Source organism: Wansuia hejianensis (assembly GCF_014337215.1).
In the GTDB taxonomy this organism is placed as follows: Bacteria; Bacillota; Clostridia; order Lachnospirales; family Lachnospiraceae; genus Scatomonas; species Scatomonas hejianensis.
In genome coordinates this window covers 2,974,340-3,000,673 of record NZ_CP060635.1, presented here as the reverse complement: position 1 = coordinate 3,000,673, position 26,334 = coordinate 2,974,340, and the positions used below count along the sequence as shown (strand labels likewise).

General features: G+C 47.9%; 19 protein-coding genes. 10 read left to right on the top strand and 9 right to left on the bottom strand.

Annotation, left to right across the window (positions count from 1 at the left end; translation table 11 throughout):
• Nucleotides 1-323 precede the first annotated feature (323 nt).
• From H9Q79_RS13760 to H9Q79_RS13735, 6 genes are all read left to right on the top strand, one after another.
• Nucleotides 324-734, top strand: a complete 411-nt coding sequence (locus H9Q79_RS13760; RefSeq protein WP_118644396.1) for a peptide deformylase — start codon at nucleotides 324-326, stop codon at nucleotides 732-734.
• Nucleotides 735-764: 30 nt separating this feature from the next.
• Complete coding sequence (locus H9Q79_RS13755; protein WP_118644280.1) at nucleotides 765-1,037, top strand: hypothetical protein; 273 nt, start codon at nucleotides 765-767, stop codon at nucleotides 1,035-1,037.
• 99 nt (nucleotides 1,038-1,136) lie between these two features.
• Nucleotides 1,137-1,313 carry a helix-turn-helix domain-containing protein gene (locus H9Q79_RS13750; RefSeq protein ID WP_118644282.1) on the top strand — a complete coding sequence of 59 codons (177 nt, stop codon included), beginning with the start codon at nucleotides 1,137-1,139 and terminating at the stop codon, nucleotides 1,311-1,313.
• A 98-nt stretch (nucleotides 1,314-1,411) separates the two neighbouring features.
• The gene (locus tag H9Q79_RS13745) at nucleotides 1,412-2,371 is read left to right on the top strand and encodes a helix-turn-helix domain-containing protein (protein ID WP_118644398.1); all 960 of its coding nucleotides are present in this window, start codon (nucleotides 1,412-1,414) and stop codon (nucleotides 2,369-2,371) included.
• A 1-nt stretch (nucleotide 2,372) separates the two neighbouring features.
• The gene (locus tag H9Q79_RS13740) at nucleotides 2,373-3,764 is read left to right on the top strand and encodes a site-specific integrase (RefSeq protein WP_249328532.1); all 1,392 of its coding nucleotides are present in this window, start codon (nucleotides 2,373-2,375) and stop codon (nucleotides 3,762-3,764) included.
• Nucleotides 3,765-3,853: 89 nt separating this feature from the next.
• Entirely contained in the window at nucleotides 3,854-4,954 is a 1,101-nt protein-coding gene (locus tag H9Q79_RS13735; RefSeq protein WP_118644286.1) for a Fic family protein, read from the top strand.
• A gap of 451 nt (nucleotides 4,955-5,405) precedes the next feature.
• Here the strand turns inward: H9Q79_RS13735 and H9Q79_RS13730 are convergent, their stop codons facing one another.
• The 9 genes from H9Q79_RS13730 to H9Q79_RS13690 are packed head-to-tail and all read right to left on the bottom strand — an operon-like array spanning nucleotide 5,406 to nucleotide 11,196.
• Nucleotides 5,406-5,717: a hypothetical protein gene (locus tag H9Q79_RS13730; protein ID WP_249328531.1), complete on the bottom strand. Its 312-nt coding sequence runs from the start codon at nucleotides 5,715-5,717 to the stop codon at nucleotides 5,406-5,408.
• Between the two features lies 1 nt (nucleotide 5,718).
• A complete protein-coding gene (locus H9Q79_RS13725) occupies nucleotides 5,719-6,348 on the bottom strand; it encodes a metallophosphoesterase (RefSeq protein WP_118644290.1) in 630 nt (209 codons plus the stop codon).
• Nucleotides 6,348-7,409, bottom strand: coding sequence for a type IV pilus twitching motility protein PilT (locus H9Q79_RS13720; RefSeq protein ID WP_118644292.1), 1,062 nt, complete (start codon nucleotides 7,407-7,409; stop codon nucleotides 6,348-6,350). Before H9Q79_RS13720 ends, H9Q79_RS13725 begins: the two co-directional genes overlap by 1 nt.
• Nucleotides 7,410-7,437: 28 nt before the next feature.
• Entirely contained in the window at nucleotides 7,438-7,860 is a 423-nt protein-coding gene (locus H9Q79_RS13715) for a hypothetical protein (protein WP_118644294.1), read from the bottom strand.
• A complete protein-coding gene (locus H9Q79_RS13710; RefSeq protein ID WP_118644296.1) occupies nucleotides 7,860-8,285 on the bottom strand; it encodes a hypothetical protein in 426 nt (141 codons plus the stop codon). The genes H9Q79_RS13715 and H9Q79_RS13710 overlap by 1 nt, the downstream gene beginning before the upstream one ends.
• Nucleotides 8,282-8,782, bottom strand: coding sequence for a DUF4860 domain-containing protein (locus H9Q79_RS13705; RefSeq protein ID WP_118644298.1), 501 nt, complete (start codon nucleotides 8,780-8,782; stop codon nucleotides 8,282-8,284). Before H9Q79_RS13705 ends, H9Q79_RS13710 begins: the two co-directional genes overlap by 4 nt.
• 10 nt (nucleotides 8,783-8,792) lie before the next feature.
• The gene (locus H9Q79_RS13700; protein ID WP_118644300.1) at nucleotides 8,793-9,116 is read right to left on the bottom strand and encodes a hypothetical protein; all 324 of its coding nucleotides are present in this window, start codon (nucleotides 9,114-9,116) and stop codon (nucleotides 8,793-8,795) included.
• A gap of 10 nt (nucleotides 9,117-9,126) precedes the next feature.
• Entirely contained in the window at nucleotides 9,127-10,179 is a 1,053-nt protein-coding gene (locus H9Q79_RS13695) for a type II secretion system F family protein (protein WP_249328530.1), read from the bottom strand.
• Between the two features lie 21 nt (nucleotides 10,180-10,200).
• Nucleotides 10,201-11,196 carry a transglutaminase-like domain-containing protein gene (locus H9Q79_RS13690; protein ID WP_249328529.1) on the bottom strand — a complete coding sequence of 332 codons (996 nt, stop codon included), beginning with the start codon at nucleotides 11,194-11,196 and terminating at the stop codon, nucleotides 10,201-10,203.
• Between the two features lie 193 nt (nucleotides 11,197-11,389).
• Between H9Q79_RS13690 and H9Q79_RS13685 the strand changes: the two genes are divergently transcribed.
• The 4 genes from H9Q79_RS13685 (at nucleotide 11,390) to H9Q79_RS13670 (ending at nucleotide 26,167) form a co-directional block, all read left to right on the top strand.
• Complete coding sequence (locus tag H9Q79_RS13685; protein ID WP_249328528.1) at nucleotides 11,390-12,577, top strand: AfsR/SARP family transcriptional regulator; 1,188 nt, start codon at nucleotides 11,390-11,392, stop codon at nucleotides 12,575-12,577.
• Nucleotides 12,578-12,590: 13 nt separating this feature from the next.
• On the top strand, nucleotides 12,591-13,037 hold the full coding sequence (locus tag H9Q79_RS13680) for a hypothetical protein (RefSeq protein WP_118644310.1): 447 nt from the start codon (nucleotides 12,591-12,593) through the stop codon (nucleotides 13,035-13,037).
• A gap of 134 nt (nucleotides 13,038-13,171) precedes the next feature.
• Nucleotides 13,172-13,387: a hypothetical protein gene (locus H9Q79_RS13675; protein WP_118644312.1), complete on the top strand. Its 216-nt coding sequence runs from the start codon at nucleotides 13,172-13,174 to the stop codon at nucleotides 13,385-13,387.
• Between the two features lie 63 nt (nucleotides 13,388-13,450).
• Nucleotides 13,451-26,167, top strand: a complete 12,717-nt coding sequence (locus H9Q79_RS13670) for a SpaA isopeptide-forming pilin-related protein (protein ID WP_249328527.1) — start codon at nucleotides 13,451-13,453, stop codon at nucleotides 26,165-26,167.
• Nucleotides 26,168-26,334 lie beyond the last annotated feature (167 nt).

Here is a 26,334-nt window from a genome sequence, read left to right as displayed (position 1 = left end):
CTAGAAATATCAGCTGTCCCTTCTGATACTTCTGGTGCTGCGCACACATTTTATGTGGAAGCCAATCTGACATTTTGTGAATGTCAGTAACGAGGGTATGGGGAGCGTAATCCACATCAAGATAAAACTCAGAGTAATCGGAAAGCCAAAATGGCGATACCGTATTACTGGGTGGATCTTGCTCTTGAAAGATTAACCCTCTCATATAACGAAAGGCTCAGAGGGCAAAATACAGGGCGAGATAGAAAAAAAGTGAAAAAACTGCTATACTACCATTCAGGAACAATCAAAAAAGCGACTTTTAGAATAGAGGTATGAAGAAAATGGTAAAACCAATTATGAAAGATATATTTTTCCTGGGACAAAAATCTGAGCCGGCAACAAAAGCGGATCTCCAAGTAGGAAGAGATTTAATGGATACGTTAGCTGCGAACCGTGAGGGATGTGTTGGGATGGCGGCGAATATGATCGGTGTGAAGAAACGTGTCATTATTGTAAATATGGGATTTGTGGATGTGGTAATGTTTAATCCTGTATTGCTGAAAAAAGAAGCGCCTTATGAAACAGAAGAGAGTTGCTTATCTCTTCCGGGAGTACGCAAGACAACAAGATATCAGACGATAGAAGTTGAATATTTAGATATGAATTGGAAGAAACAGAATTTGAAACTTGAAGGTTGGACTGCACAGATTTGTCAGCATGAGCTGGATCATTTGGAAGGCATATTGATTTAAGTAGCGAGAATTTTACAGGAGTGATAACTTATGGGATCCGAAAGAACAGATGAATTATATAAGGTTTTACTCGGCAGAGGATATCCGAAAGAACTTTGTACAGAAATAGCCTATAAGAATTTGAATACAGATTATACAGCGACCAGGATGTTGGGATACTTGTATCGTTACACAGAGCCCAGACTGGAAGATGTGATAGATGAAATGATTGCAATCCTAAGTGACCGGGAAGAAATCATAAAGAAAAAAGAAATGGAACAGGCGCAGGCTGTTATAAATGAGATTTATAGAAATGGATTATAAATTTTTTTATTAGCTACCCTGTAAAAACTCTCTTTTTCCTTTCGTTATATAGAAGGATTTTTTTCCTTCCTATATGAAAGAAGAAAGAGGGTTTTTTATATGTCAGAAAAAAGATGTTATACCGTAAAAGAAATTCAGGAAATTTTAGATGTAAGCCGTCCGACGGTCTATGCAATATTAAAGAAAAAAGAATTCCGATGGATCCAGTTGGATGGAGGGAAGTACAGAATTTCAAAAAAGAGTTTTGATGACTGGCTTGATAATCAGCCGGAGTAAAAAATCTGGGATGTTGGTTGAGAGAAAAAGTCGCAATCGACATCCTAATTTTTTATTTGAAAATGATGTATGATGCAGAAAAGAAAGGAGTCGATCAGATGAATCAAGTTGTTGTAGAAGAAACTTCGTTTGAAGAAGTGCTTTCAGAAATAGAGGAAAACAGTAAATACAAGCGGCTTCCTCCGAAGGAAAAAACATGGATGACAGTTCCAGAGATGGGAATTCTTTTGGGATTAAAGAAGACAGGCAGATACTGGCTGGTTCAGAAAAATTATTTTGAATGCAGAGAAATCGCAGGACAGATGAGAGTGAATATTGCGAGCTTTGAAAAATGGTACGCGAACCAGGTGAAGTATCATAAAGTGAACGGAGAAGAACCGGGGAAAAACCTGAAAAAATGGTCTTATTCCATATCAGAAGTTGCCAAGATGTTGGGAATTAGTGGAACTACGGTTTATGATCTGATTAAACGTGACGGTATAAAAACAGTTACTGTTGATTACTGGATCAGGATTCCGAAAAAATCTTTTCAGGAATGGTATGAGAAGCAATCGAAATATCGCACACAGAAAGACAGGGAAAAGGACAAGGAGCTGGAGGGTACAACGATTACCATGCCGGAAATGGCAAGGCTTTTGGGAATTACAAGAGGTCAGATATATGAGATTTTGAAAAATTCCAAGTACAGTCATTTTTTTGAAACGGTTGTAATCGCAGAGAAGAAAAGGATTACAAAAGAGAGCTTTCAGAAATTTTTAGAAGGACAGGATCATTATAAATTGGATCCGGCCAACGATTATGAAGAACTGTCAATGGAACAAAATTTTAGTCTGGCAAATTACAGGCGAAAGAAATTAGCCAAAACCGGAGATCGTAGTAAGAATGGAAATCTGAGTTATCTGACATTTGATGAGGCAGCGTTTCTTGCAAAGGTCAGTAGAGGGATGATTTACAAATGGATGGATGATGGGAAATTTTCAGCAGTGAAGATTGGAAACATATCCAGAGTAAAAAGAGATGAATTTGAAGCTTGGTTGGAAGAAAGGAAAGGGAATTAGCATGGCATCGATCAGAGAACGAAACGGAAAATTTAATGTGATCTATAACTATAAGGATGATTCCGGTAAACGGAGACAGAAGTGGGAAACATATGATACAAAAGCAGAAGCAAAGAAGCGAAAAAGAGAAATCGAATATAAACAGGAAATGGGCGCACTTGTTGTGAGAAAGTGCAATACATTGTCGGATCTGCTCACGGAATACGTTTCTTTGTATGGAAAAGAAAAATGGGCATTATCCACTTATGAAGGGAATGTAGGGCTGATCAGAAATTATATTGAGCCTATGATTGGCTCTGTAAAACTTTCGGAGATCAACACTCGTTTTATGGAAAGATATTATCAGGGGTTGCTGCAGACAAAAGCAGTCAGAAATCCGGTGAAAGGGAATAAGAAAAATGAATTTGTTTCTGCGAGTACCGTCAGAGAAATTCATAAGCTGCTTCGCAATTGTTTTGAGCAGGCAATCAAATGGGAGATGATAGAAAAAAATCCTTGTACTTATGCAACGGTGCCGAAACATAAATCACAGAAACGGGAAATCTGGACAGCAGAAACCTTGATGTATGCAATGGATGTCTGTGAAGACGAACGGTTGAAGCTGGCAATCAATCTGTCATTTTCCTGTTCCCTACGATTAGGGGAATTGCTTGGTTTGACCTGGGACTGTGTAGATATTTCTCCGGAAGCAATCGAAGAAAATCGTGCATACGTTTATATCAATAAAGAAACACAACGGGTAACAAAGGAAACTCTGAAAAATCTTGAAGGGAAAGATGTGTTGCTGGTATTTCCTTCGCAACATAAGACCAACAAAACTGTTCAGATTTTAAAAACACCAAAAACAGAGAGCAGTATCCGTAAGGTATTTCTTCCAAAGAGTGTTGCAAATATGTTGGTTAAATGGAAAGCGGAACAGGACGAAGTAAAAGAAGTCTTAGGCGAGGAATATATAGATTATAACCTGGTGATGGCAACAACTTTTGGAAATCCCATTGGTACCGGAGCAATCAGGGGGCAATTAAATAAACTGATCGAAGAACATAATCTTCCGCCGGTTGTCTTTCACAGTTTGAGGCATAGCAGCGTGACATATAAATTAAAACTAAATGGTGGAGATATCAAAGCGGTTCAAGGGGATTCCGGGCATTCACAAGTGGATATGGTAACAGATGTGTATTCCCATATTATTGATGAGGATCGAAGACGAAACGCAGAATTATTTGAGGAAGCCTTCTATGAAAAGAAAAATTTGGATCCAAAGATGCGAGATGAAACAGCAACTCAGACAGTAGATGTACCAGAAGATGTAGATGCAGAGCTTCTTGCAAAAGTATTGGCAAATCCGGAAATGAAAGCATTGCTGGCATCGTTGGCAAAGACGATGAAATAATGAAAAATAGTGAAAAAATAGTGAAATATTAGTGGAAAAATAATTCACAAAACGATATAATATATATTGATTGAATGGAGGTGGATACTGTGATAAAGGTCACGTTAACGAATGAAATTTTAAAAAGAATCTCGGAAATTGATGAAAATCGTTTTTCTCTCAGTACGATAGAAATGCCACCTATTACAAAAAATAGACTTAGAAAAAACTCCAAGAAAAAAAGTTCCTATGCTTCTAATAAGATTGAGGGGAATCCGTTGACTGAAAAACAGGCAAATGAAGCCATTGATAGTGATCCTCACAAACATTTTTTAAAACCAGAACAAGAAGTTCGTAATTACTTTCTGGCCTTAAATCTTTTGGAAGAAAAGTTGAAAAAGAAAGAAATTTTTTCAAAAGAAATGATTCTTGAAGTGCAGGCAATAGTTGAAAAAGGTGCTTCAAAAGAAAAGATAGGATTAAGAGGTCCTATGCCCCCAGGTGTATTGTTTGCAGTATATGATTCCGAAACGGGAGTACCTGAATATATTCCACCAGAGTATATAGATATTCCAGTATTATTAGAGGAACTTGTCGAATATGTAAATACCACAGATGATCATCCGCTGATCATTGCTGCTGTAGTCCATTATCAACTGGTTACTATTCATCCTTTTGAAGACGGAAATGGAAGAACTGCCAGACTGATGTCAGGATATATTCTTGATTATTATGGATACGGTTTTAATGGAATTGGTTCTCTGGAGGAATATTTCGCCTATGATCCAGATGAGTATTATGCATCGCTGCAAATGGGATTACCTGCATTGTATTATTCAGGAAGAGAAAATCCTCCTCATCCGGAAATTTGGATTAATTATTTTTTGAAAATGATGGAATTGTATTCTAAAAAGGTATATGAATTATCGAAAGTATCAGGGAACGATGAGTTAGAGGGGAGCCTGTCCTATTTGAATGCAAAAGAAAAAGAATTCTTAGCATTCTTGTTAAAAAAGCGATTATATGAATTTACACCAATTGAAGTAAGTAAAATACTTGGTGTAACAAACAAAACGGTTATTAATAGATGTGCGAAACTTTCAAATAATGGATTCCTGATTCCGATTATTGTCAAGACAAGAGTTCGCTCTTATCGGTTAAGTGATTTTTCAAGAATAAATGAAAAAAGGATTTTGAAGAAATTGATATAGTTGAAGTATAAATAATATTTCAATAGTAGTCAAAACACCGTAGACAACCAGTCTAAAGTACGGTATTATATGTGTAGAAATCAATTCAATTTCATATTGTTTATCATTCTCGAATGCTTGAAGGATGGTAGCCATATTTTTCATATTGATGGTGACACGAAGGTATCCCCCAAGTGTTAGCTGATGCAAATAATCTGCTAATAAACAGACCTTATCTAAGGCATCTATGTGGGGTACAGAGATTGACTTGATTTGACTCGGAAGTAGAAAAAAGCCTTGACTTTCAAGGGCTTATAATGATAGTTCTTGTCCGGAATTGACAGCACCTATTCGCTCTCCTAAGCGGAAGGCCAGCGGTTCGAATCCGCTCAGGAACGTTAGAAAGAAGATGCCGGAAGTTTTGTGGTTACAGAACTTCCGGCATCTTCTTTCTGCTGCTTTGTTCGGGGAATCACCGCTGATCCCTGTAATCCCCTTTCGTCCGTCTCAGGAGCCATGCACCGCCGGCCATCAGCGCAGCTATAGCGATAGCCACGGGAGTGATAGTAGTTTTACCTTCTTCTGAATTTGTGCCCTCTTCCACGGGTTTAGCGGACTGTCCTGTTACAGATGAGCCTGACTCTGGCCCGGAAGTGCTGACGGCGGAGGAAGGCTCCGGAGATGAAGCATATGCGGGTTGTCCGGTCAGGGTAAAGCAGATGGAGGCTGCAGCCGCCAGCAGAGAAAGCCTTCGGATGAAAGGCCTGTGCTTTTCTTTTATCATTTTATAACCTCCTTTGTTCTGCTAACTGCCTGCTCCGGTCGTTTTCGATCCATTCATCCAATGTGAGGGGGATGTAATCGGAATACATACAGAAACAGTTAATCAACTGAAAAGGGATGACTATTTCTTCCCCTCCCCGCACGGTCCGTGTTACATTGCGGATGGAATCCCGGTATTTCTCTATCAGCCGCTGATCGAAGGTGTCGTGGACATGGCCGTAAAGCATGTAAGTGCAGGGCTTTTCTGCCTTGTCAAATCGGTATTGCCCGTTATAACAGAGAAGCGGGTAGTGCGACAGTATGACCTTACGTTTCTGGTCGTGAAGCTCTTCATAGGGCTTTATCCATTCAAAAAGCTCCTGGCGGAACCGGCGTCTGCGGACGACGCTGTCGTGGTTCCCCAATATCAGGTATTTTCGCCCGTTTAACTGTTCTAGAAGGAAATTGGTCTGCTCTGCGGTCCCCAGAGAAAAATCTCCGAGAACCACCACCTCATCTTTAGTGCCGACCTTTCTGTTCCAACGCTGAACCATCAATTGGTTCATAGAATCCACATCTTTAAACCCCCTGCAATCCATGGAGGTGTTCATACTTTCGTGAAAAAAGTGACAGTCAGAGATATAATAGCGCATTAAGCAAGCTTCCTTTTCAGCATATCAGGATTCGACGCGTACATGAGAGCAGTATCTTTAGAAATGGTGCCGCGCCTATAGTAATCGGCCAGACAGGTGTCCATGGAATACATGGTGCTGCTTCCAGATGCGGAATATAGCATACCGTCTATCTGCGGTACCTTGTTGTCCCGGATCATATTCCGGACAGCAGGATTGACCGTCAGGAATTCAAAGGCGGGCATGCTGTGGCCTTCAGTATCCGGAACAAACTGCTGTGAGATAACGGCTTGCAGCGTCATGGAGAGCTGTACGGCGATCTGTTGCTGCTGGTTGGCAGGAAAAACGTCGATAATCCGGTCAATCGTGTTGGCTGCGCCGATCGTGTGGAGCGTGGAGAATACCAGATGTCCTGTTTCCGCGGCAGTCATGGCGATCTGCATAGTCTCATAGTCTCTCATTTCTCCAAGCAGAATGACGTCCGGACTCTGGCGCAGGGCGGCACGTAGGGCCGCCACATAGCTTTCTGTGTCGGTGTTGATTTCACGCTGGCTCACAATGCTCTTGTCATGGCGGTGAAAGTATTCCAGAGGGTCTTCCAGCGTGATGATGTGTTTTTCTGCCGTGTGGTTGATATGGTCAATGATGCAGGCCAAAGTTGTGGATTTACCGCTTCCGGCGGGTCCGGTGACCAGAACAAGCCCTTTGTTCAGCTGGCCCAGGCTGATGATGCTGGAAGGAATATGCATTTCTTCCGGCGTGGGGAGTGAAAAATTAATAATCCTGATTACGGCGGCCAAGGATCCCCGCTGCTTATAGGCATTCACCCGGAAACGGCAGATGCCGGGCAACGCAAAGGAAAAATCATCATCTCCGGTCGTATGCAGACGATCCATGTCCCGTTCTTCAGCCAGGTGATAAATATCCTGAATCATCTGTGAAGTGTCTTCCGGAAGGAGGCGCTGCCCATCCTCTGTCAGAAGCTGTTCATCCTTCCGGTAAGAGAGAGGGCGCCCCGCGATGATAAATAAATCAGAGGCATGAAGCTCTGCCGCATGCTGCAGTATATTTTTAGTGTCCATAATATTAATGTTCCTCCTGGTCTGGTCTTCACTCCTGGAGAACCGGAAGATGTTCGTCGCCCTCCCAGTCTTCTGAGGAAATCTCTTTAAATTCAGTTATCTGGCAGTAAGCTCCTTCGGCCTCATCCGGTCTGCAGGGAGTGAGGACAACTCTGAGCAGCTTTTGTTCATCGACAGGGACAGATATGGTATAAGTCTCCGGCAGCTCTGCATAAGTTCCATTTTCCCACTTTAGCTTCAGCTGCTCTGTGATTCCGGCAATCTGCCGGTTGGCTTCACTAGAGGCGGCGTAGTAAGCTGTGGTCCTGTCAGCGATCTGACGGGTAAAGGCTGCGTCCTTGTTGGTGCTGATAAAGGAAAGGGTCGCAAATGTTACCATACACAGAACGATGAAAATCGTCAGTATGGATACGGTTCCCATATTCATCACCGGGTATCTGGTCTTTTTCATCAGTCATCCCCCTTGTAATGTTCTGCCTGCAGTGTGTAGATAACTTCATCTGCGCTGGTTACGGTAATAGCGGCGGTAATCATTCCCCGGTCAGATGAAAGCAGCACTTCCATCTGAAATGAGGATAAAGAAGATGGGCAGGGATTCCAGGACTGATCGTAATAGACGCGGAGCGTCCGCCCGTATGCCTCGCCGCCTGGAAAGCAGCTTATCAGTGATTCCGGCGTACCGTCGCTCACCTCCAGTGCTTCCGCCGCGCTGGAAGCTGCCAGAACAGCCTGGTTCAGGGCGGCAGTGTTGTCGCTCTGCAGTTTGGCCTTAGCGAATAGCTGGATGCAGACAGCACTTGCAATTGAAAAAAACAGGATAGAAATAATAATTTCCATCAGAAAAATATTGGATCTCCGTTGGATTCTGCGCTTCATGAAGCCCCTCCTTCCCCGGTGCTTGAAGGATGAACCAGAACGGAGGAGGCAGTCCCTCCGCCGTCAGTTACGGTTATCCGGAACAGGGAACCGCCCAGATCCTCAAAGGAGAGAGTGGCGTCCTGAATTAGGCTGGTGCCGTCCCGGGCGTCAGCGGAGCTTCCGTCCCGGATAAACAACTCCTTCATCTCACCTCCGCTGGAATAGATATAGGTCGTATAAGAGATGTCCTGATAGTCAGAAGCAATCAGAAGGGCAGGGGTACCGTCGTTCAATTCCCCGATGGAGATGCCCCCGTTTACATCACCCTGGCGTATTTTCTCCATGATGTAGGAAAGGGAGGTCCGCATTCCGTAGTTGGCATCTGAAGCTTTTTGGGTATTCCGGTAAACATTGGCGCCAATAACGATTACAAATACAGCAGAGATTAAAAAAACGCAGAACAGGGCAACTGTGAATAAAAGCTCTGTAACATGTTTTTTTTCTTTTGCTTTCATAAGCTGCCTCCTATTGTTTGCGAATAACGGTAATGTCGGGCATCATATTCTGCCCCTCTGTCTGATAATCGATGAAAAAACGGGATTCATCATAAACGATGTTGTAACGGGACAAAAGCTGTTCCAGATTCTCCGGATAAGAGCCCTCCACCGCATAACAATGTACGGCGCCCTGTGTCAGCGCCTGCTCCAGGTTTTTCTGCTGTTCTTCCAGAGATCCGCTGGACAGAGAGTGTATGGCGGAAAGGAAAAGAAAGATGAGCAGAAGGAATATAATCACGGACAGGTAAATATTCCTGCCTCCAGATGTTTTCTTTGCACCAAATCTTGCCATGCAGAACCTCCTACATACCTGAAAGTATTCCCATCAGCGGCAGCATGACGGACAGCAGAATGACTCCTGTAATTACCGACAGAACGGCAACCAGGGTCGGCTCGAGCACCGCCATGGTGGCGGCCAGACGTCCGTCCAGTTCTTCCTCATACCTGACTGCAATATTCTGCATGACTTCATCCAAGGTACCGGTTTTCTGAGCTACAAGAACCATCCGTCCATAAATGCCAGTGAAAATGCCGGATTGAATGAGGGCGTCGGACAAGGCCTCACCTGTTTCCAGCTTTTCCAGACAGTCCTGGAGTTTCTTCTGGAAACGTGTTCCCTCGGAAAGCCTGCCTGCCATAGAAATACTTTCCTCCGGTGAGAAACCGCTGGAAAGCAGGAGGGACATACCTCCTGCAAACCGGCAGGAAGCAGTCAGGTCTGCAAACTTCCTGGAAAATGGGAGGTGGCCGCTGACTGAAGCGAGCCGGGCCTGTCCGCTCTGGGTTCTGGTCAGGTACAGCGCCAGCACTGCCAGGATGAGGATCACGAGGATTAACACAATCCCGTAACGGTTCAATACATTGCCAAATTCCATCAGGCTCCGGGATGCCCAGTTCATCTCTGCGCCCAGCTGAGTAAAGACTTGCTGGAATACAGGCAGCACCTTAGAGAGCAGGACTGCAACCACTACCAGCATCATGATCAGCATGACCATAGGATAGGTCACGGCACTGCGCACCGATTCGGCAATTCCGGCTTCCCGCTCATAGAAGGCGGAAAGAGAAGTCATGACCTTATCCAACTGGCCGGACTGCTCTCCGATACGGCACATCTGCAGAAAATATGCGGGAAACACGCCGGTAGCTTCAAGGGCGGCTGCCAGCTGCCCTGTCTCAGCCAGCGAGTCATAGATGGCCGTAAGGATCTTCTGGTCTTCCGCAGACGTGGCTTCTTCTTTCATAATGGCAATCCCCTCAAGGGAAGATATCCCGGCCCGGAGAATCATTGCCATCTGGCTGCAGAAGGAAGCGATTTCCGAATGGGAAAGACTTTTAGGATTTTGTTTGTGTGTCATAAAGGCTCCTTTCCATCTCTGTCAGCGGGAGTATTTTACAGTATAGTTGGTTCCGTCTCCGATGTAATCACGCAAATCTGACGCATCATTCGAGGCGCCCAGGGTCGGATCCATCAGAGACCAGCTTTTCCCGTCGAACTGAATAATGTTGTCTATCCATCCGGTTTCGTTGATATAAGTGCTGATCCAGGCATGGTAGATATCTCCCGAATAACCGATTTCCAGCTTGGTGGGGATGCCCTGGGAACGGAGCATCGCTGTCATCAGAGCGGCGTAATCAAAGCAGATCCCCTTACCGGTATCCAGAGTCTCATCTACATCAGGCAGATAGCCGCTCTGTACGGTACGGGCTTTCTCTTCATCATAGGTAACATGCGTGATCACGTAATTATAGACAGCTGTGATGACATCCAGGCCGTCGGACGCTCCGCCAGCCAGTTCAGATGCTTTTATAACTGCTTTGGTGGAGGCAGTGAACCAGGTGTACTGGTTCGGGTAAAGGAAGGGCTGGAATTCGTCCTTCAGTTTTACGTCTATTGTCTGCTTAAAAAGGTTGGAATAGAGCTTATCCTGCACATGTTCTCTCACATCCAGTGTGTAGGTACCGTCTCCTCCAGTCAGCGGAAGTGCCATATAATCTTCAGAAACCGGAAGGTCGTAGGTGTAGCGCACGTCATCAGGGGTGACGACAAAGAATTTGACCTTGTCAGAGGGACCGCTGTACCTCACCATGATGTAACCATTTTCAGTATGGGAAGCATCTATTTCAAGCCCTCCTTCCTGGAAGGCTGCCTTACCGCCGGCTGCAGGGATCAGCACTTTTGGCGTATTGTCCCATTTGCCGGCGGCGGGGGCCTCAGAAGCTGCGGGCTTAGTAACAGCAGGGGAAGATACCGGGGTTTTTCCTGGCCTGTTCTGGCCGGTTAAAGGGGTATCCTTCTGGTTGCCGCAGCTGCAAAAAAGCAATATAACCGAAAGCAGACAGGTCAGTAACAGACCATTCAGGTGCCTGCGCATTACCGTTCTCCTTTCTTCGTGTATATTTCCATATCAGATTAAGAACTATTTTATCATACCACAACAGGGCGGGGAGGCACAAGATTTTAGAGGCTTTTCATAAAAGAGTTGTAATGGTTTTTAGATTATTATAAAATGGGAGCAGTTAATGATGTTTAATGGCGTCCGGGTAAAAGACAGGAGGAAACAGCATATGATCTATGCTCAGTTTTTTGCACAATTTCAGATGGCAGAAGAAAACGTGCCTCTGAGTCAGGATCAGATACGATCCGATATGGTAACAAAATTACTTTCTTATATGATTTATCACCGTGGGAAAAACACCAGTGTCCAGGAGCTGGCAGAGGTATTGTGGCCGGATGACAGGAGCGATAACCCTGCGGGTGCGTTAAAGAATCTGATGTACCGCCTCCGCAATATACTGAAGAAAACCTGGGGAGACAGGAACTTTGTCATTACGGGCAAAGGCAGTTATCAGTGGAACCCTGAACTGCCTGTCGGCGTGGATGCTGAAGAATTTGAAAAGCTATGTACGGAGGCTAGGGAAGAGTCCGATCCGGAGCAGAAGATTCTGAAAGAAAAAAAGGCGGTGGCCCTTTATAAAGGAAGATTTTTGCCGGAATTTTCAGATGAGTATTGGATCATGTCCCTATCGGTCTATTATCACAGCCTGTTTTTATCTGTGGTAAAAGAGCTGGCGACGCTTCTTGAGGCGGAAAACCAGTTTGAAGAGATGGAGAGAATCTGCAGGAAGGCAATTGAGATGGATTCACTGGATGAGGAGCTGCACTGCTGCCTGCTCAGGGCGTATATCGGCGGTAATAAACAGAGCCTGGCGGCGGAGCATTACCGGGAGACAGTGGAACTGCTCTATGACAATCTGGGGGTCAGGCCTTCAGAAGATCTGCAAGAGATTTATGATGAGATGATGAAACAGCTTCACGACCAGGAAGCTGATTTGAACGTGATACAGGAAGAATTGCGGGAGGCGAAGGAGAAAAGAGGGGCCTTTTACTGTGAGTACGGTGTATTTAAGAAGACTTATGAACTGGAAGTGCGGCGTGCGGGCAGGATCGGGATGTCTATCTATCTTTCCATAATCACGCTCCATACGGAAGCAAAGCTGGAGAAAGGCAGTGTGGAATACCTGTCTGTCATGAGCGGAGGAATGGACCAGATGCAGGCGGTCCTTCTGAACTCGCTGCGTTCGGGAGATGTGGTAACGAGATACAGTACAAGCCAGTTTCTGGTCATGCTTCCGGGCTGTCAGTATGAGAACGCACGGATGGTGCTGGACCGGATAAACTATAACTTTTATTCTATTAAAAAACATGCGAAGGTGCGAATTCAATATAGTTTAGATGAATTGAACCTGGATTAGAGGAGGGTCAGCCATGGATGGTAAAAATATGGAATTTCAGCCGACATTTCTCCGGGTCTGTATAGACCAGATGGATCTGGAAAAGGGGGAGGTTTCTGGCTATATAGGAGGGGTTGGCCTGCGGGATATTCATTCTTTCGGAGATACTCCCGGGCTGTTGCTCCTGATTGACCAGCTGCTGGATCAGATCGGGAAGCCTCAGGCCACCCGGAGATCCCGGAGCTTTCGGGAGAACTCCGGCACAACTGCCGGCGGCTTTTGCCTGAATCCCCCCAGATATCACACATCTGAAGAAATCAGGGAGCTGAAGGGAGAGTGTAAGACCGTGGATATCCAGATCATCACCAGGCTGCACAGCAGCTGGCAGGGATTTGTATATAACAGTGAGGGTGAGGTATCCGGTAAGTTTTCCAGTGATTTACAGCTCCTGGGCTTAATATTAAAGGAAAAATTGAAATAATCCTCCGTCTGTATGACCACTGCGTGACTGAGATGCAGTATACTGAAGACAAATTATGAATCGTGGAGCAGTTTGCATAAGGTTCCGGATTTCTTTTGTATACTCTGGAGTATAGAAAGGTAAGGTGTATAAGAATGGCAGATTTCAAGAACAAAGCCGCGAAAATGGGCGGACAGTCCTTTGTCGTAGATATTAAATGTAAGCAGAATCACACCTGGCAGGGCAACGTGACCTGGGTGGAGCAGAAAAAGACCCTTCCTTTCCGCAGCGCCCTGGAGCTGCTGAAGCTGATGGACTCAGCGATGGAGGCGATGGCGCCTGAAGAGGAGAAACCAGAAGACTGGCAGTGACCTGTATCTATACAGTTGTCGTTTTGAAGGGCATTCAGATTGGTAAAAATAGGAGGAAGAGGCATGAAGAGTAAAATGAAACGGACAATAGCTGTTTTTTTGACAATGCTGATGCTGCTGACTTCCAACTCCAGCGTGCTGTCGGTTATGGCAGATGCTGCTGGAAGCGGAACGGAGACATCGGCTTCGTCATCGGCAGCGGAGGATACAACAGATAACGGTGCGGCGACGCCAACGGTGAGTCCCTCTGACGGGCCGGTGACAGACCCTGTAACTTCGCCGGAACCCACGGTCACGCAAGAGCCTGCGGCTACACAGGAACCGGCGGTTACTCCTGCACAGGAAGCTGCCTCTGAGACACAATCTTCCCGGCCGGCAGCTGTGAACAGCCTGAAAAGCTACGCGGCGCCAGCGGCGGAGGAGAATAAGAACTTTGAATTTGAGGCATCCATCAATACAAGCGGAAACCGGACAGCGGATGTACAGTCAGGTGATACCTTCGACTATATACTGGGATATACGGTTCTGCCCCTGACGGGCGGAGCCAATTATACCGCGGTTACGATTCAGATCCCTCTGGATGGGACATTTGCTAACCGCTTATCTGTAGTGGGCGATGAAGCAGGAATCGGCGGATTGTCGGTAACCGGTGAGGATGTCCAGTCGGCCTATGTGAGGAGGAATACACTTTATATAGGTCTTAAGACGACTCTGACCACAGGAACTGGCCGCCGGATTACGATTAAGTTCCAGACTTCTAATTTTGAGTGGGAGGAAGGTTCCGAGATCCAGCTGAATCCTACGCTGACAGGAAGCGTCAGTGACGGCACGCTGGTGACCGGCTCTCTGGTCAGCGGCAAGGAAGCGAAGGTGACAGTCAGAGCCAGTGACGGATGGGACATCACCAAATCTGTAGGAACTGTGACCTCTGACGATGATTATTATTATGTTCCCTATACGCTAAACCTTCAGAATACAGACAGTTCCGGGAAGGTCAGTGATACCGACCGCATGGGACGCCTGAAGCTGGCGTCCGGCATTGTGATCCAGGATGTGCTTCCCGGGGCGGATTCCGGGCAGATGAATGATGATGGAGAGCATATCGGCTATCCCCAGGGCGGCGCGGCGGCAGAGATTACAGATGTATCCATGAGCAGCGGTGACGGAACCACGGTGACACTCCAGCAGGGGACGGATTATACTTATACTCCCGGAGATACAAGTATCACATTGAACCGCACGGCAACAGCATCTGAGGACGGAGCGTATATAGGGGCGGGAACCCCGGTGAACACCACTTATACATATACGGTGAAGTATCCGAAGATGCCGTACCTGAGTCCATCTAATGTGCCGGCGGCGGAGGAATACTGGCTGCAGAACGCGGCAAATCTCAAATATACGCTGCTAGGACAGCCGGAAAAGACCGACAGTGATACCGCCGAGATTGTCCTGGGTGAGAAATCAGATCAGGCCGGCTTCCAGAACCTGACGGTCCGGAAGCATGTACAAATTGGCTCAGAAGAATATGAATACAGCGAAGGCCGTTATGGAACCGTAGCCTTTGCTCTTTATACAGATGAAGAGTGCAACAATATTGCCTATAATTATACAGGTACCTCTCTGGCGGGTGCGGAGCAGAAGGTAGGTTCCGGAGGAAGCGTGTCCTTTTATCAACTCAGCCCGGGCACCTATTACCTGAAAGAGACAGTCAAGGGCAACGGGCTGGAAAACGCTGACGACGTGGTGAAAATAACGCTTGCGGAGGATGGTACAGTTACTGTCGGCGCGGATGAGACGACGGCAGAAGTGCACAATAACCAGGTTGTGGTGACCAACACAGCGGATACCTATGGCAATGTAGAATTTTATAAATACGGCAAGGATTCTGAAGGTGCAACCAAATCCCTGAAAGGAACGGCCTTCGTCCTCACGGATCAGAAGGATACTTCAAAGGTGTATGAGGCAGTTTCGGATAAAAATGGAAGAGTATTCTTTGAAGGAATTCCGGAGGGAACCTATACACTCCAGGAGACGAAGGTAACTGACAGTGATTACCTGGTCAATGACCAGAAGATCACTGTGACAGTAAAAGGCGGACAGATCAACTATCCGGTGGGGCTTCCGAATGCGGATGGACTCTCGAATGTTGGCGGGGCCCCTGTCTTTGAAAATATTTCAGGCAAGGGTAAGTTTCGGTTCTTAAAAGTAGACAGCCAGGAGACAGATGTCAATCTGGAAGGAGCGAAGTTTGAGCTGTACGGCCCTTATGACAGCCAGCTGACGGAGATTCCAGAGGGAAGCGATCCGGTGCAGATGAATGGTTCTGACTATATACTTGTCAGCGGGTCAAAAGCGGTCACTTCCAGAGCGCTCGAGGCAGGATATTATATACTGAAAGAGATTGAGGCGCCCACGAACTACGCGATCATCGGGGATGGACTGACCTCTGTGCTTGTGACAGCGAACACAGTAAATGAAAATACCTACATCATTAAAAATGATGAAAAAGTAAAGCTGGTAATTAATAAGGTGGGGACGATTCAGTCCAGCAGCGGCCAGACAGTGACAACGGAACAGCTTGCCGGCGCAATTTTTGAGATTTATGACGATCCGGACAGCGATACGCCGATAGCCACAGTAGAGACATATCTGGACGGGACGAAAAATTCTGTCAGCGGAATCAGGCAGCCGGACGGAAGTTTTACAGATCTGTATCTGGCTCCCGGCGCCTATTATTATAAAGAAATAACAGCCCCGGATGGCTATGAGGTGAATGACACCTCAAAGCATAAGGTTCAGCTTTCAGACGGCAACAATATATTTAAAGTGACAAATAAAGCCATATACGGCCAGATTATTCTTACTAAGACGGACAGGGTTAATCCGGATGCGAAGCTGAGAGGGGCCAGGTTCCAGGTATTCCAGGATGAAACGTGCCAGACTCCCCTGACGGACAGCAGCGGTGCGGAAGTATTTATGGTTACGGATACTGAAGGCAGGGCGACAACCACAGTCCCTGCGGCAGAGACTGGCAAGACGGTTTATTACCTGAAGGAGGTTAGCGCTCCGGATGGCTATGTACTCTCAGACGAGATAATAAAGGTAGAGGTGGAAGCGAACCATCAGACGGAAGTGACTGCCGAGAATGACCAGTCACGCTCCATTGAAGTCACTAAAAAGGATTCTGTGACAGCGGGAGTTCTGGGCGGAGCATCCTTCGAGCTTTATGGGCCTTATGACGGGGATACATTGACCGCTGAAGAAAAAGCGGACCTGAACAAAAGTTCGGACACTTATATAGGAAAGAAAACAACGAATACCAGCAAGGGCCAGTGTACCTTCTCAGGGCTGGAGCCTGGAAAATGGTATTATTTGAAGGAAGTCGGCGTACCGTCTGGCTATAAGCTGAGCGCTGAAGTCAAATCAATTAAGACGACAGAGGCCTCCAGCGCCAATATGCGCGTGTCGGTCGATTTCAGGAACGACCGCCTCGGAAAGATTATCGTCCAAAAGACTACTAATATGGATGCGGGAAGCCAGGGCACGCTGCCGATGGCAGGCGTTACCTTTACGCTCTACAGGGCGAAATTCGAGGACGGTCAATGGCAGGCGGACGGGGGCCAGATTGCTTCCGGTATAACTGCACTGAGCGGCGGAGCAGCTTCCGTTGTCTTCGACAATCTGGAGCCAGGTGATTATCTGCTTCAGGAAACTGTTCCTGAAGGCTATGAGCCTGTGGCGGATATTCACGTTCAGGTGACGCCCGGCTACAACCAGACCGGCTATAACAACGACCATACGACAGTTGTCAACAATGTGACGACAAAGGGTAAACTGGAACTGGATAAGGTTTCCAGCACCAACAGCAATACCCATATAACTGCCACCTTCGCAATCTATAGGAATGACGGCAGCGGCCAGCCGGAGGGAGAAGCTCTGGGTACCATAACCACAACAGGTAAGAGCGGCCAGTATGCTGCAACCGGTTGGTTGGAGGCGGGAGATTATGTATTGGTGGAGACAGAGGTCAACGGAAACTATACGCTGGATGCGGTTCCTGTTCCGTTCTCTATCGAAGCCGGTAAGACTACCAGCCTGACGGGAGACAGTGCGCTTACCAATGCTCCCAAGGGACAGGTGAGATTCCACAAATATGCGTCCTTTGGCCTGACAGGCCAGGAAGGCCAGACTGTGGAGTATGATCTGACCGGAGCGGTCATCCGCCTATACAAAAAAACGGGTGAGAATCCTGCTGCAGATATCACCTCAGAGAATTATGAATCTCCGGCAGATGTGATCAATCTCACTTCATCAGCTACGGGCGTTTCCAGGCTTTTGGATGCAGGGGATTACTGGATCGTAGAAGCTTCCTTCCCGGAGGATTACCATGCCGGTACAGATGCCGTATCTTTGACGATCGGCGGAGAGACCGTATGGGTGGTCGGGTCCTGTGAGATCACGCCGGGCCAGACCGCGGGGAATGACAATGAAATACCTGTTAAGAATTATACGGATAAAGGAAAGCTTCGCATTAATAAGAGGGATTATAACAATCAGAACCGTCTGCTGGACGGCGCCCAGTTTGAAGTTTATAAGACCTGTGATGAGGGCACTGTAGGCGCGGTACAGGCTCCGGACGGAGCGTGGGTAGTGAAGGTTCAGGTAACTGCTTCCACAGACGACAGAGGCTATATTATGGAATCGGGCACACACGGAACCGGTTCGGCTCTGTCCATTGATATTGAGGCGGGAACCTACTATATTAAGGAAGTTGACCTGACGAAGGTAAATCAGCAATACGGCGGCACATGGTATCCGTATGGCGGAGAATGGAGCGGACCGATTACGGTTACTGAGGGGAAAGAGACGGGCACGGATTTCCTGAACTATCAGATGACAGGTCCGGGAACGAAGGTTTCCGATACCGGCGCCACCCTGAAAGGGGCTGTATTTGCTGCGTTTGAGGACAGCACTTCTGCCGGAAGCTTTATTTCTTACCTTAAGAGTCTGAACCTGGCTGTAAATGTAGATAACAGGATGCAGCTGGCAAAGGATCTGAAGGCGGAAGCGTTCCTGCAGCAGCATGGAATAGCAGAGGTATCCAGTGTGTCCGGCTCTAACGGCCAGTTCGAGTTCGAGTCCCTTCAGCCGGGAAATACCTATTATATTGTTGAAGCGGTCGCGCCGGAAGGTTATGCCTTGGGTTATACGGCTTATACGGTTGTCGTCAAGGATGACGGCAGCGGATTTACATCGGCGCTTCAGGTGGTGGACTACAAGCTGGGAAGGCTTACCGTGAAAAAGGTGACAGAGCTTAACGGTGAGACGTATACCGTGGCCGGTATGGGCTTCAAGGTATATCAGGCGGTTGAGGATGCCGGCGGAAGCTATGAGTCTTCCGATGGAACAAAGTACACCAAGGCATCTGAGACGCCCCTCGCTTCGGGAACTACAGGAAGCGACGGAATCTATACGTCGGTGCTTCTTGAGGCCGGGTTCTATATTGTAGAAGAGACAGAAGCTGACCTGCCGGCAGACAGTCCGGTTAGCATGCCGTCTGATGTGAAAGATACCTATCGGGTGATAGAGGTTGAAGCCGGGAAAACGGCGTCGGAGGCAGTATTTAATAATCCGGCGGTCTATGGAAAGTTTATTTTCAAGAAGGTGGACCAGAACGGGAAATTAATAACAGGGACAGATGTGAAGTTTAAGCTGTACCGCCAGGCGGCAGACGGCCAGAGCTGGGAACAGGCAGGCGATGAAATCACGGCTCCCAAGACAGGGACGGGAATCTATGAATCAGGTTTCCTGCCGGCGGGCAATTATAAGCTTGTGGAAACGGCAGCATCGGGATATACCATTCAGTACGGAGAAGATCATCCGTTGGCCTTTAGCATTGAAGGAGGAAAAATCACAGGCTCTGTTGCAGGAAATGACGTACCTTCCACAGAAGCCGGACTGGATCAGCCGCTTGTGCTGACGAATGTTAAGCAGGGTTCGCTGAAGCTGCTAAAGGTTGGTATGTTTGACGGCGGCGTTTATGACAGCAATCTTCAGGGTGTGGAATTCACTCTCTACACAGACAGCAGCTGTGCTGAAGAGTCCAAGGTATCCTCCAGGACTACCAATGGAAGCGGGATCTGCACATGGACGAATCTGGACGCAGGCACCTATTATCTGAAGGAGACTGGTACAAAATCCGGGACGGAGGCCGGCGACGGGAAATATACATTATCCGAAGCTGTCCGCACGGTTGTGATCGGAGCCGGAGAAAGTGTGGCGCTGGATGACGCGGATGGAGACAGCAGACGGTTTGAAAATGATACCGCCTACGGAAAATTCCAGGTGTGGAAAACCGATGCCAATGACGGCAGCGGACTCGGGGGCGCAGTCTTTGAAATTTACACGGATGAAGGCTGTATGGACAGAGCTAAGGATATCAGAGGCGCTAACGCATCTGTTACGACAGAGGCTGAAGGAACAGGCACTTCACCGTTACTTCCTGCGGGAGCTTACTATCTGAAGGAAATCACTGCCCCGGACGGCTATGCCGTTGATGTGGAACATGCTGTGACAGGCCCCTACATGGTAACCTCTAATGCGGTTACGGCGGCAGGCAGTGATATCACGAATACAAAGCTGTTTTCTATTACGGTGAACAAGAAGGTTACCGGGACGGACAACGTTCTGCCGGGAGCGAAGATCGCTCTGTATGATGACGAAGACAAGGCAAAGGGAGGCGCAGAAGCAGACGCTGTTGATGTGCAGAATACCGACAGCAGCGGTCGTGTCAGATTTACTAACCTGAGATTTGCGCAGATTGCACAGACCTTTTATGTGAGGGAGCTTGCAGCGCCCGCAGGATATGACGTGAATACGGAGATCTATGAGATCACGGTGGCCTATAGCCGGGATCAGACAGAGTTTACCTTTGAGAAAGACGGAGGAGTTCTGTATAACGACAAGCTGGGGACTGTGACAATCCATAAGCAGGGTTCCTGGCAGGGGATTGATGATACGGCGCAGGTTTCCGTTGATTTGAGCGGAGTTACCTTCTCGCTTTATAAAGTTGAGAACTGTGGGGAGGTCCACAGCGCGGATGCCCAGGCAGCCGCGGAGATAACTACTGACAGCCAGGGCCTGGCTTCCAGTAAGGGACTGGAGGCTGGATGGTATGAGCTGGCAGAGTCCAAGGTTCCGGAGGGCTATGCCCAGGCGCCCAGCTATTGGGTACAGATCACCAACAATACGGAAACAAAGACGGTTTACGCAGCCGATGGAAGTACCCTGGAAGATGATATCATTACCAATCATCCGGCAAAGGGACGTTTCACGCTGTATAAGTACGATGGATCGGAAACAGAGGCTGCCGGCGATCTGACTCAGCTGTCCGGTGCAGTATTTAAACTGGAAAAATTCAATGGCGACACATGGGAAGTGTACAATCCGGATCAGCCAACGTTCACTATGAACAGCCATGAGGGAGATTCCTCCTATACTTCCGGCTATCTGGAGCCGGGACAGTACCGGATCACAGAGGTGACGGCGCCTGTCTACAGCTATACGGACTCTTCCAGCACACAGAAGGTCATTACCTTCTCACTGTTGGAGAAACCCATGGAATTTTCCATTGAAGCCGGAGTGACCAGGAAGCTGACGGCCTATAACAGCCCGAAGGGCACCATAACACTGACGAAATACGGTGTGGACGGAGACGGAACGACAAAAGCGGTTCTGTCCGGCGCGACTTATAAGCTGTACCGGGATGAAAACTGCGAAAATGAAGTTGAAGGTTCTCTAGGTACCACCGATACAAATGGAATCATCACATGGACGGAGCTGGATCCGGGAGATTACTGGATCAAGGAAACCGCGGACGGTGAAAATGCTGTAAACAGCCAGGGATATGGAATTACGGATGAAGCGAAAAAGGTGACCATCGAAACCGGCGCGCTGGTGACAGAGGTAAAAACCGGAGTCCTGGATAAGACGGTTAGCTTCGAGGATCCGTCAAATGCAGGAAAGCTCCGTATTCTGAAGACCAACGAGGACGGCACAAATAAACTGACGGGAGCTGAATTCAAGATCTATGCCAAAGATGCTTCCCAGGCAGACGGATGGAACCGGGAGCCGCTGCAGACGCTGACCATCACCAATGCGTCTGAAGGCGTGGTATCCGATTTCCTCCCGGCGGAGGCAGGCGGTACTGAATATAAGATTGTGGAGACACGCGCGCCGGAAGATTATACCCTGGACAGCGACCTGTCCGTAACAGAGCGGGTGGTGACGGTATATCCCTTCCACACTCCTGCGGAGGCGGAAGATGATACACAGAACTGCTTGGTGTTTGCCAATAAGAAAGATGATTCTATCACCGGACTGGGCGGACAGATCCATAAGCAGATCCGGGAAGCCAGAGCGGATGATGATGAGACTACATTTACCGACGGTCCTGTGACGGCTGCGGAAAGCCTGCTGAACAGCGAGTACCATGTAGAATTTAAGCTGGACGGCTATGCTGACGGAACGAATGAAAAGCCGGTAAAAGATTTAACAGTGACAGACAACAGCATCGGCCTCCAGTACATTGAGAAAATTAATGACGGGGCAGAAGCTTACAGAGACCTGACGGCTGCAGACCGGGATTACTCTATCAATTCTGTTACCGTAAATGCATCGGCCAACGGCGATATCCGGGAAAAAGCGGGGGCGGTCATCTATGCCCAGTACTCCATGGATGAGAAAACTGCCGGCATCTGGAACGAGGTAAAGACTTTAGCTGACATTTCAGAAAACCAGACGGTTCAGTTTGACCGGCCGGTGGTCGGTGTAAAAGTAGAATATACGAACGTCCTTGAAAAATTCGAGAGTGACGGAATCCTTCTGAATGTGACCTTTGCCAACAGGGGCGAATGGTCCACGGAAAATGATCCTGAGGTACGCCGGGTCAATAATACGGCGTCCATCACCTGGAAAGATACCTATCTGGATGCTGCCGGGCAGGAGCAAACGAGAGAATACAGCCTGAATTCTAACCAGGTGATTGCGGATATTCCTTCCTTTGTCAATAAGATTCCGGAGATCCAGGTGAAGACGGAGATCACGGACAATAAGCAGACTTTTTATTCCGGAGATGAAATTAACTTCCGGGTGACAGCTGAGAACATGTCCGACGATGACCCGGAGAAAGTCCTGAGGCAGGCGGTGCTGTCGTTCAAGCTGCCCGCACAGACTACCCTGGATGAAACACAGTGGGAAAAAGGCTTCCTCGTGAAGAAAATCAGTGCGGACGGCGCATCGGTGGTTATCCCATCCAGGATGTACAATCTGACAGCTACAGAAACGACGGCCGCGGAGAGATATTACGGAGGGGATTCTTATGAGGAAAGCGGACAGTATCCCACCACTCAGTATGCGTTTGAATTTGCAGACAGTGATTTAACCAGGCTTGCGCCGGGTGAGCGGATTGAGATTGAGTTCACAGGATATATAACCTATGAACAAAAGCCAGGCTTTAACCTGGTAATTCCGGCATACCTGAGCAGCACGGCAAAAATCCCGAAATCTGCGGAGAATCCCAAGGGCCTGAGTTTTACCCCTTATAGTCAGGTTTTGTATGAAAATGACGTTACTGACGGAATGATCAGCAATGACCTCAGCTATGTGAATGATACAGACACGGCTTTTGTGACCAATACGACCGCTGTGCAGCTGCTGAAAGAAATCGGAGTGAAGAATTCTGACGGAACAATTACCTGGCTGCCCAGGGGTGAAGTGGCAAAAGTGCATCCTTCCGAGGAAATATATTACCGGCTCACGTTATACAACTATTCAGATACCTTTATTGAGAAGGCAAAACTGGTAGATATTTTCCCGTGTGCAGATGATACGTATGTACTGAGCAGCGGAGAGATACGGGGAACAGATATTCCTTTTGGAGAAGGCTATGAGGATATGAAGCTCCTGGAAGCGTCCGGCGAGGAGGATAAGGGAGCGGTCACCTGGTATTCCACAGATTACGACTGGAGCACCCGGAGTGATGATGAGAGAAGTGGAATTCTCCAGCCCATGTATTATAAGGCTTCTGACTGGAGCCAGGGATGGACGGCAGGCGTCAGCACAGATGCGTCAGCTCTCGGAATGGAAATTGACTTCACAAATGGAGGCGTTTCGGAAGGGCTGGCATCGGCAGGTACTTACCAGATCGTGCTGACTATGAAGACGCCGGGTTATACGGCTGATAAAATCAGTGAGTATTACGGTAAATATATGGATAATTCCGCTGCTGTCAGTGTCGTGAAGCAAGGCTCTTCCGCACTGGTGACAGAGATACCGCTGGAGGATCAGGCGGAACCCAACAAAGTGCGGGCGACTATGGATCTTCCAACCGGCGCCATCGGAGATTATGTCTGGTTTGACAGGAACCTGGATGGAATACAAGATCCGGAAGAAGCAGCGGTAGAAGGTATGACTGTAGAGCTGTGGCAGACGCGCTATTATGAGTTCAACGGATCAGTCCGACGCGATATCCAGAAAGTGGGATCGACACAGACCGATCAGGACGGCAGATATCTGTTTACAGGGCTGGCGTGTCAGTATCTGGCCAACGGAGCAGAGGAAGGATCCACAGATCCGTCGGATTACGTGGGCAGCGAGTATTATACCTATCAGGTAAAATTTGTCCGGGGTGACCGGTATGCGGGATATACGTTTACCCAGCAGTATGCCGGAGATAATCTTGAAGCTGACTCTGATGCGTCAGCCAGCGGGGAAAGCGGTGACGTCACACTGAGTATCAGCTCCAATCCCGACGGAACCCTCAGCGGGGAAACTAATCTGACGATTGACGCGGGGATTGTCCAGGCATATGCCATCGGGGATTATGTATGGCTGGATACCAACTGCAATGGCGTACAGGATGATGGAGAGGCCGGCGTACCGGATGTACCTGTGTTCCTGTATAAAGTCGGCGGAGCTGACGGAGAGGTTCAGACGGACCAGGATTATGTGGCGCGCACAGTGACAGACAGTGAGGGCCGCTACTGGTTTGAAGGCCTTATGGAAGGCTATTATGTAGTGGAATTTGATATTAGCAACCTGAAGAAGCAGAATGGCGGCGGTTATACCTACCGGTACGACTTTACTTCCTGCGGCGATGTGGCGGCCGGAGAATCAGGCACTGATTCTGACGCCCGCATCAATGTGGATGAGGACGGAAGAATTCGGAGGACAAATGTCATCAGCCTCACAGAGGAGGATTTGAACAGCCAGGGTATTTATAACCGGACGGATCCCAGATGGGATGCCGGCCTGGTGGTGTACAGCGCTATTGGAGGATTCGTATTTGACGATCAGGATTATGATGATCTTCAGAGCATCTACATTCCGCTGGAAGGAACTCTGGTAGAGCTTTATGAGGTAGTGGCTGACGGATCGCTTTCGGAACAGCCGATGGCCAGCCAGACGGTTGGCGCGGACGGCACTTATTATTTCGATCATCTTGCTTTCGGTACGGAATATAAGGATTACAGCGTGAAATTCACGTATCCCGCAGGCTATTACGGCGTGGAGGCCAACGCTGACGGCGACAATGGTACATCTGATCCCGCGCAGGATTCTGATAAAGATTCTGATGTGAACCGGTTTGACCTGAAGGAAGATGGAAGCGGCGCAGACAGGACCTATGGATATATCAACAGGATACGGCTGGGCCAGGATATAGTGACGACCACCTGGGACGCCGGCGCCAGAATGTACAGTACGATAGGCGATTACGTTTGGATTGACGAGAATAAGGACGGCATTCAGGATCCGGAAGAGACTCCTGTTCCTGGCGTGATTGTGGTGCTTCAGAGCCGTAAGGACAGTGAATCCGAATGGGAATATGCGGCTTATACGGTGACTGATGAGAATGGGCGATACGAATTTACAGAGCTTGAGAGCAGCAGCAGAATTACAAAAGAATACAGGGTTGTATTTAATCTTTCGGAAAATACCCATATCACAGCCCTGAACAGCGGCAATAACAGCGCTGTAGATTCTGACGCCATAGGAACCTATATGAAGGATATTACCCCTCTGGTAACACCTGAGCAGACACATGCAGGCGGATACGTGACCACGTATATCAAGCCTGGGTACGGTGAGACTGATCTGACCTGGGATGCCGGTATCATTAAAGTTTACGGCGCCATCGGAGATTATGTCTGGTATGACGACGATCACGATGGAATACAGGATGAGGATGAGAAAGGAGTCGCAGGAGTTCCTGTAGTCCTTGAAATGAATACTTCGGGGAATTCCCGGGATGAAAGCGCCTGGGTTGCGGTCGGAAAGACTACGACAGATGCAGACGGAAAATATCTCTTTGAAGGCCTGGAAGCCGGATATTACCGGGTAAAATTCCAGATACCGGAGGATTACGTGAATACCCGTTATAACCGTGGTACCGGAGATAACGGAGATGAGATCGATTCCGATGCGTCGAGGAGAGCCGGCGACCGCTGGTATTACACCTCAGCCTTTTATCTGAATGAAGGTGCGGTAGATCTGACCTGGGATGCCGGTATCTATAAGCCGACGACCCGGACAGAGAGGACGACGACACGTACTCCGGTAAACCGGGTAACAAGGGTCAGAACCACCAGATCCGGCGGCACGAGGACCGGCGACAATACGCAGACGATTCCGTACGTAGTGTTAGCATTTGCAGGACTTGGCGGATGTATCGCTATCGTGGTTGTCCGTAAAAAGAAAAAAGGGAATAAAAGTGCATAGGATGCACCCTATGTAAAAGCAGAATGGCTGTCCCGGGGCTAAAAACCCCCCGGGGCAGTTGTTTTTTTGAAAAAGTTTCATAAAATTACTATTTTTAATGCTATGTGACGCTTGTGTGACCGCAGACTATTATTATTAGTATTAAGAAATGACGTGAACTCATAATG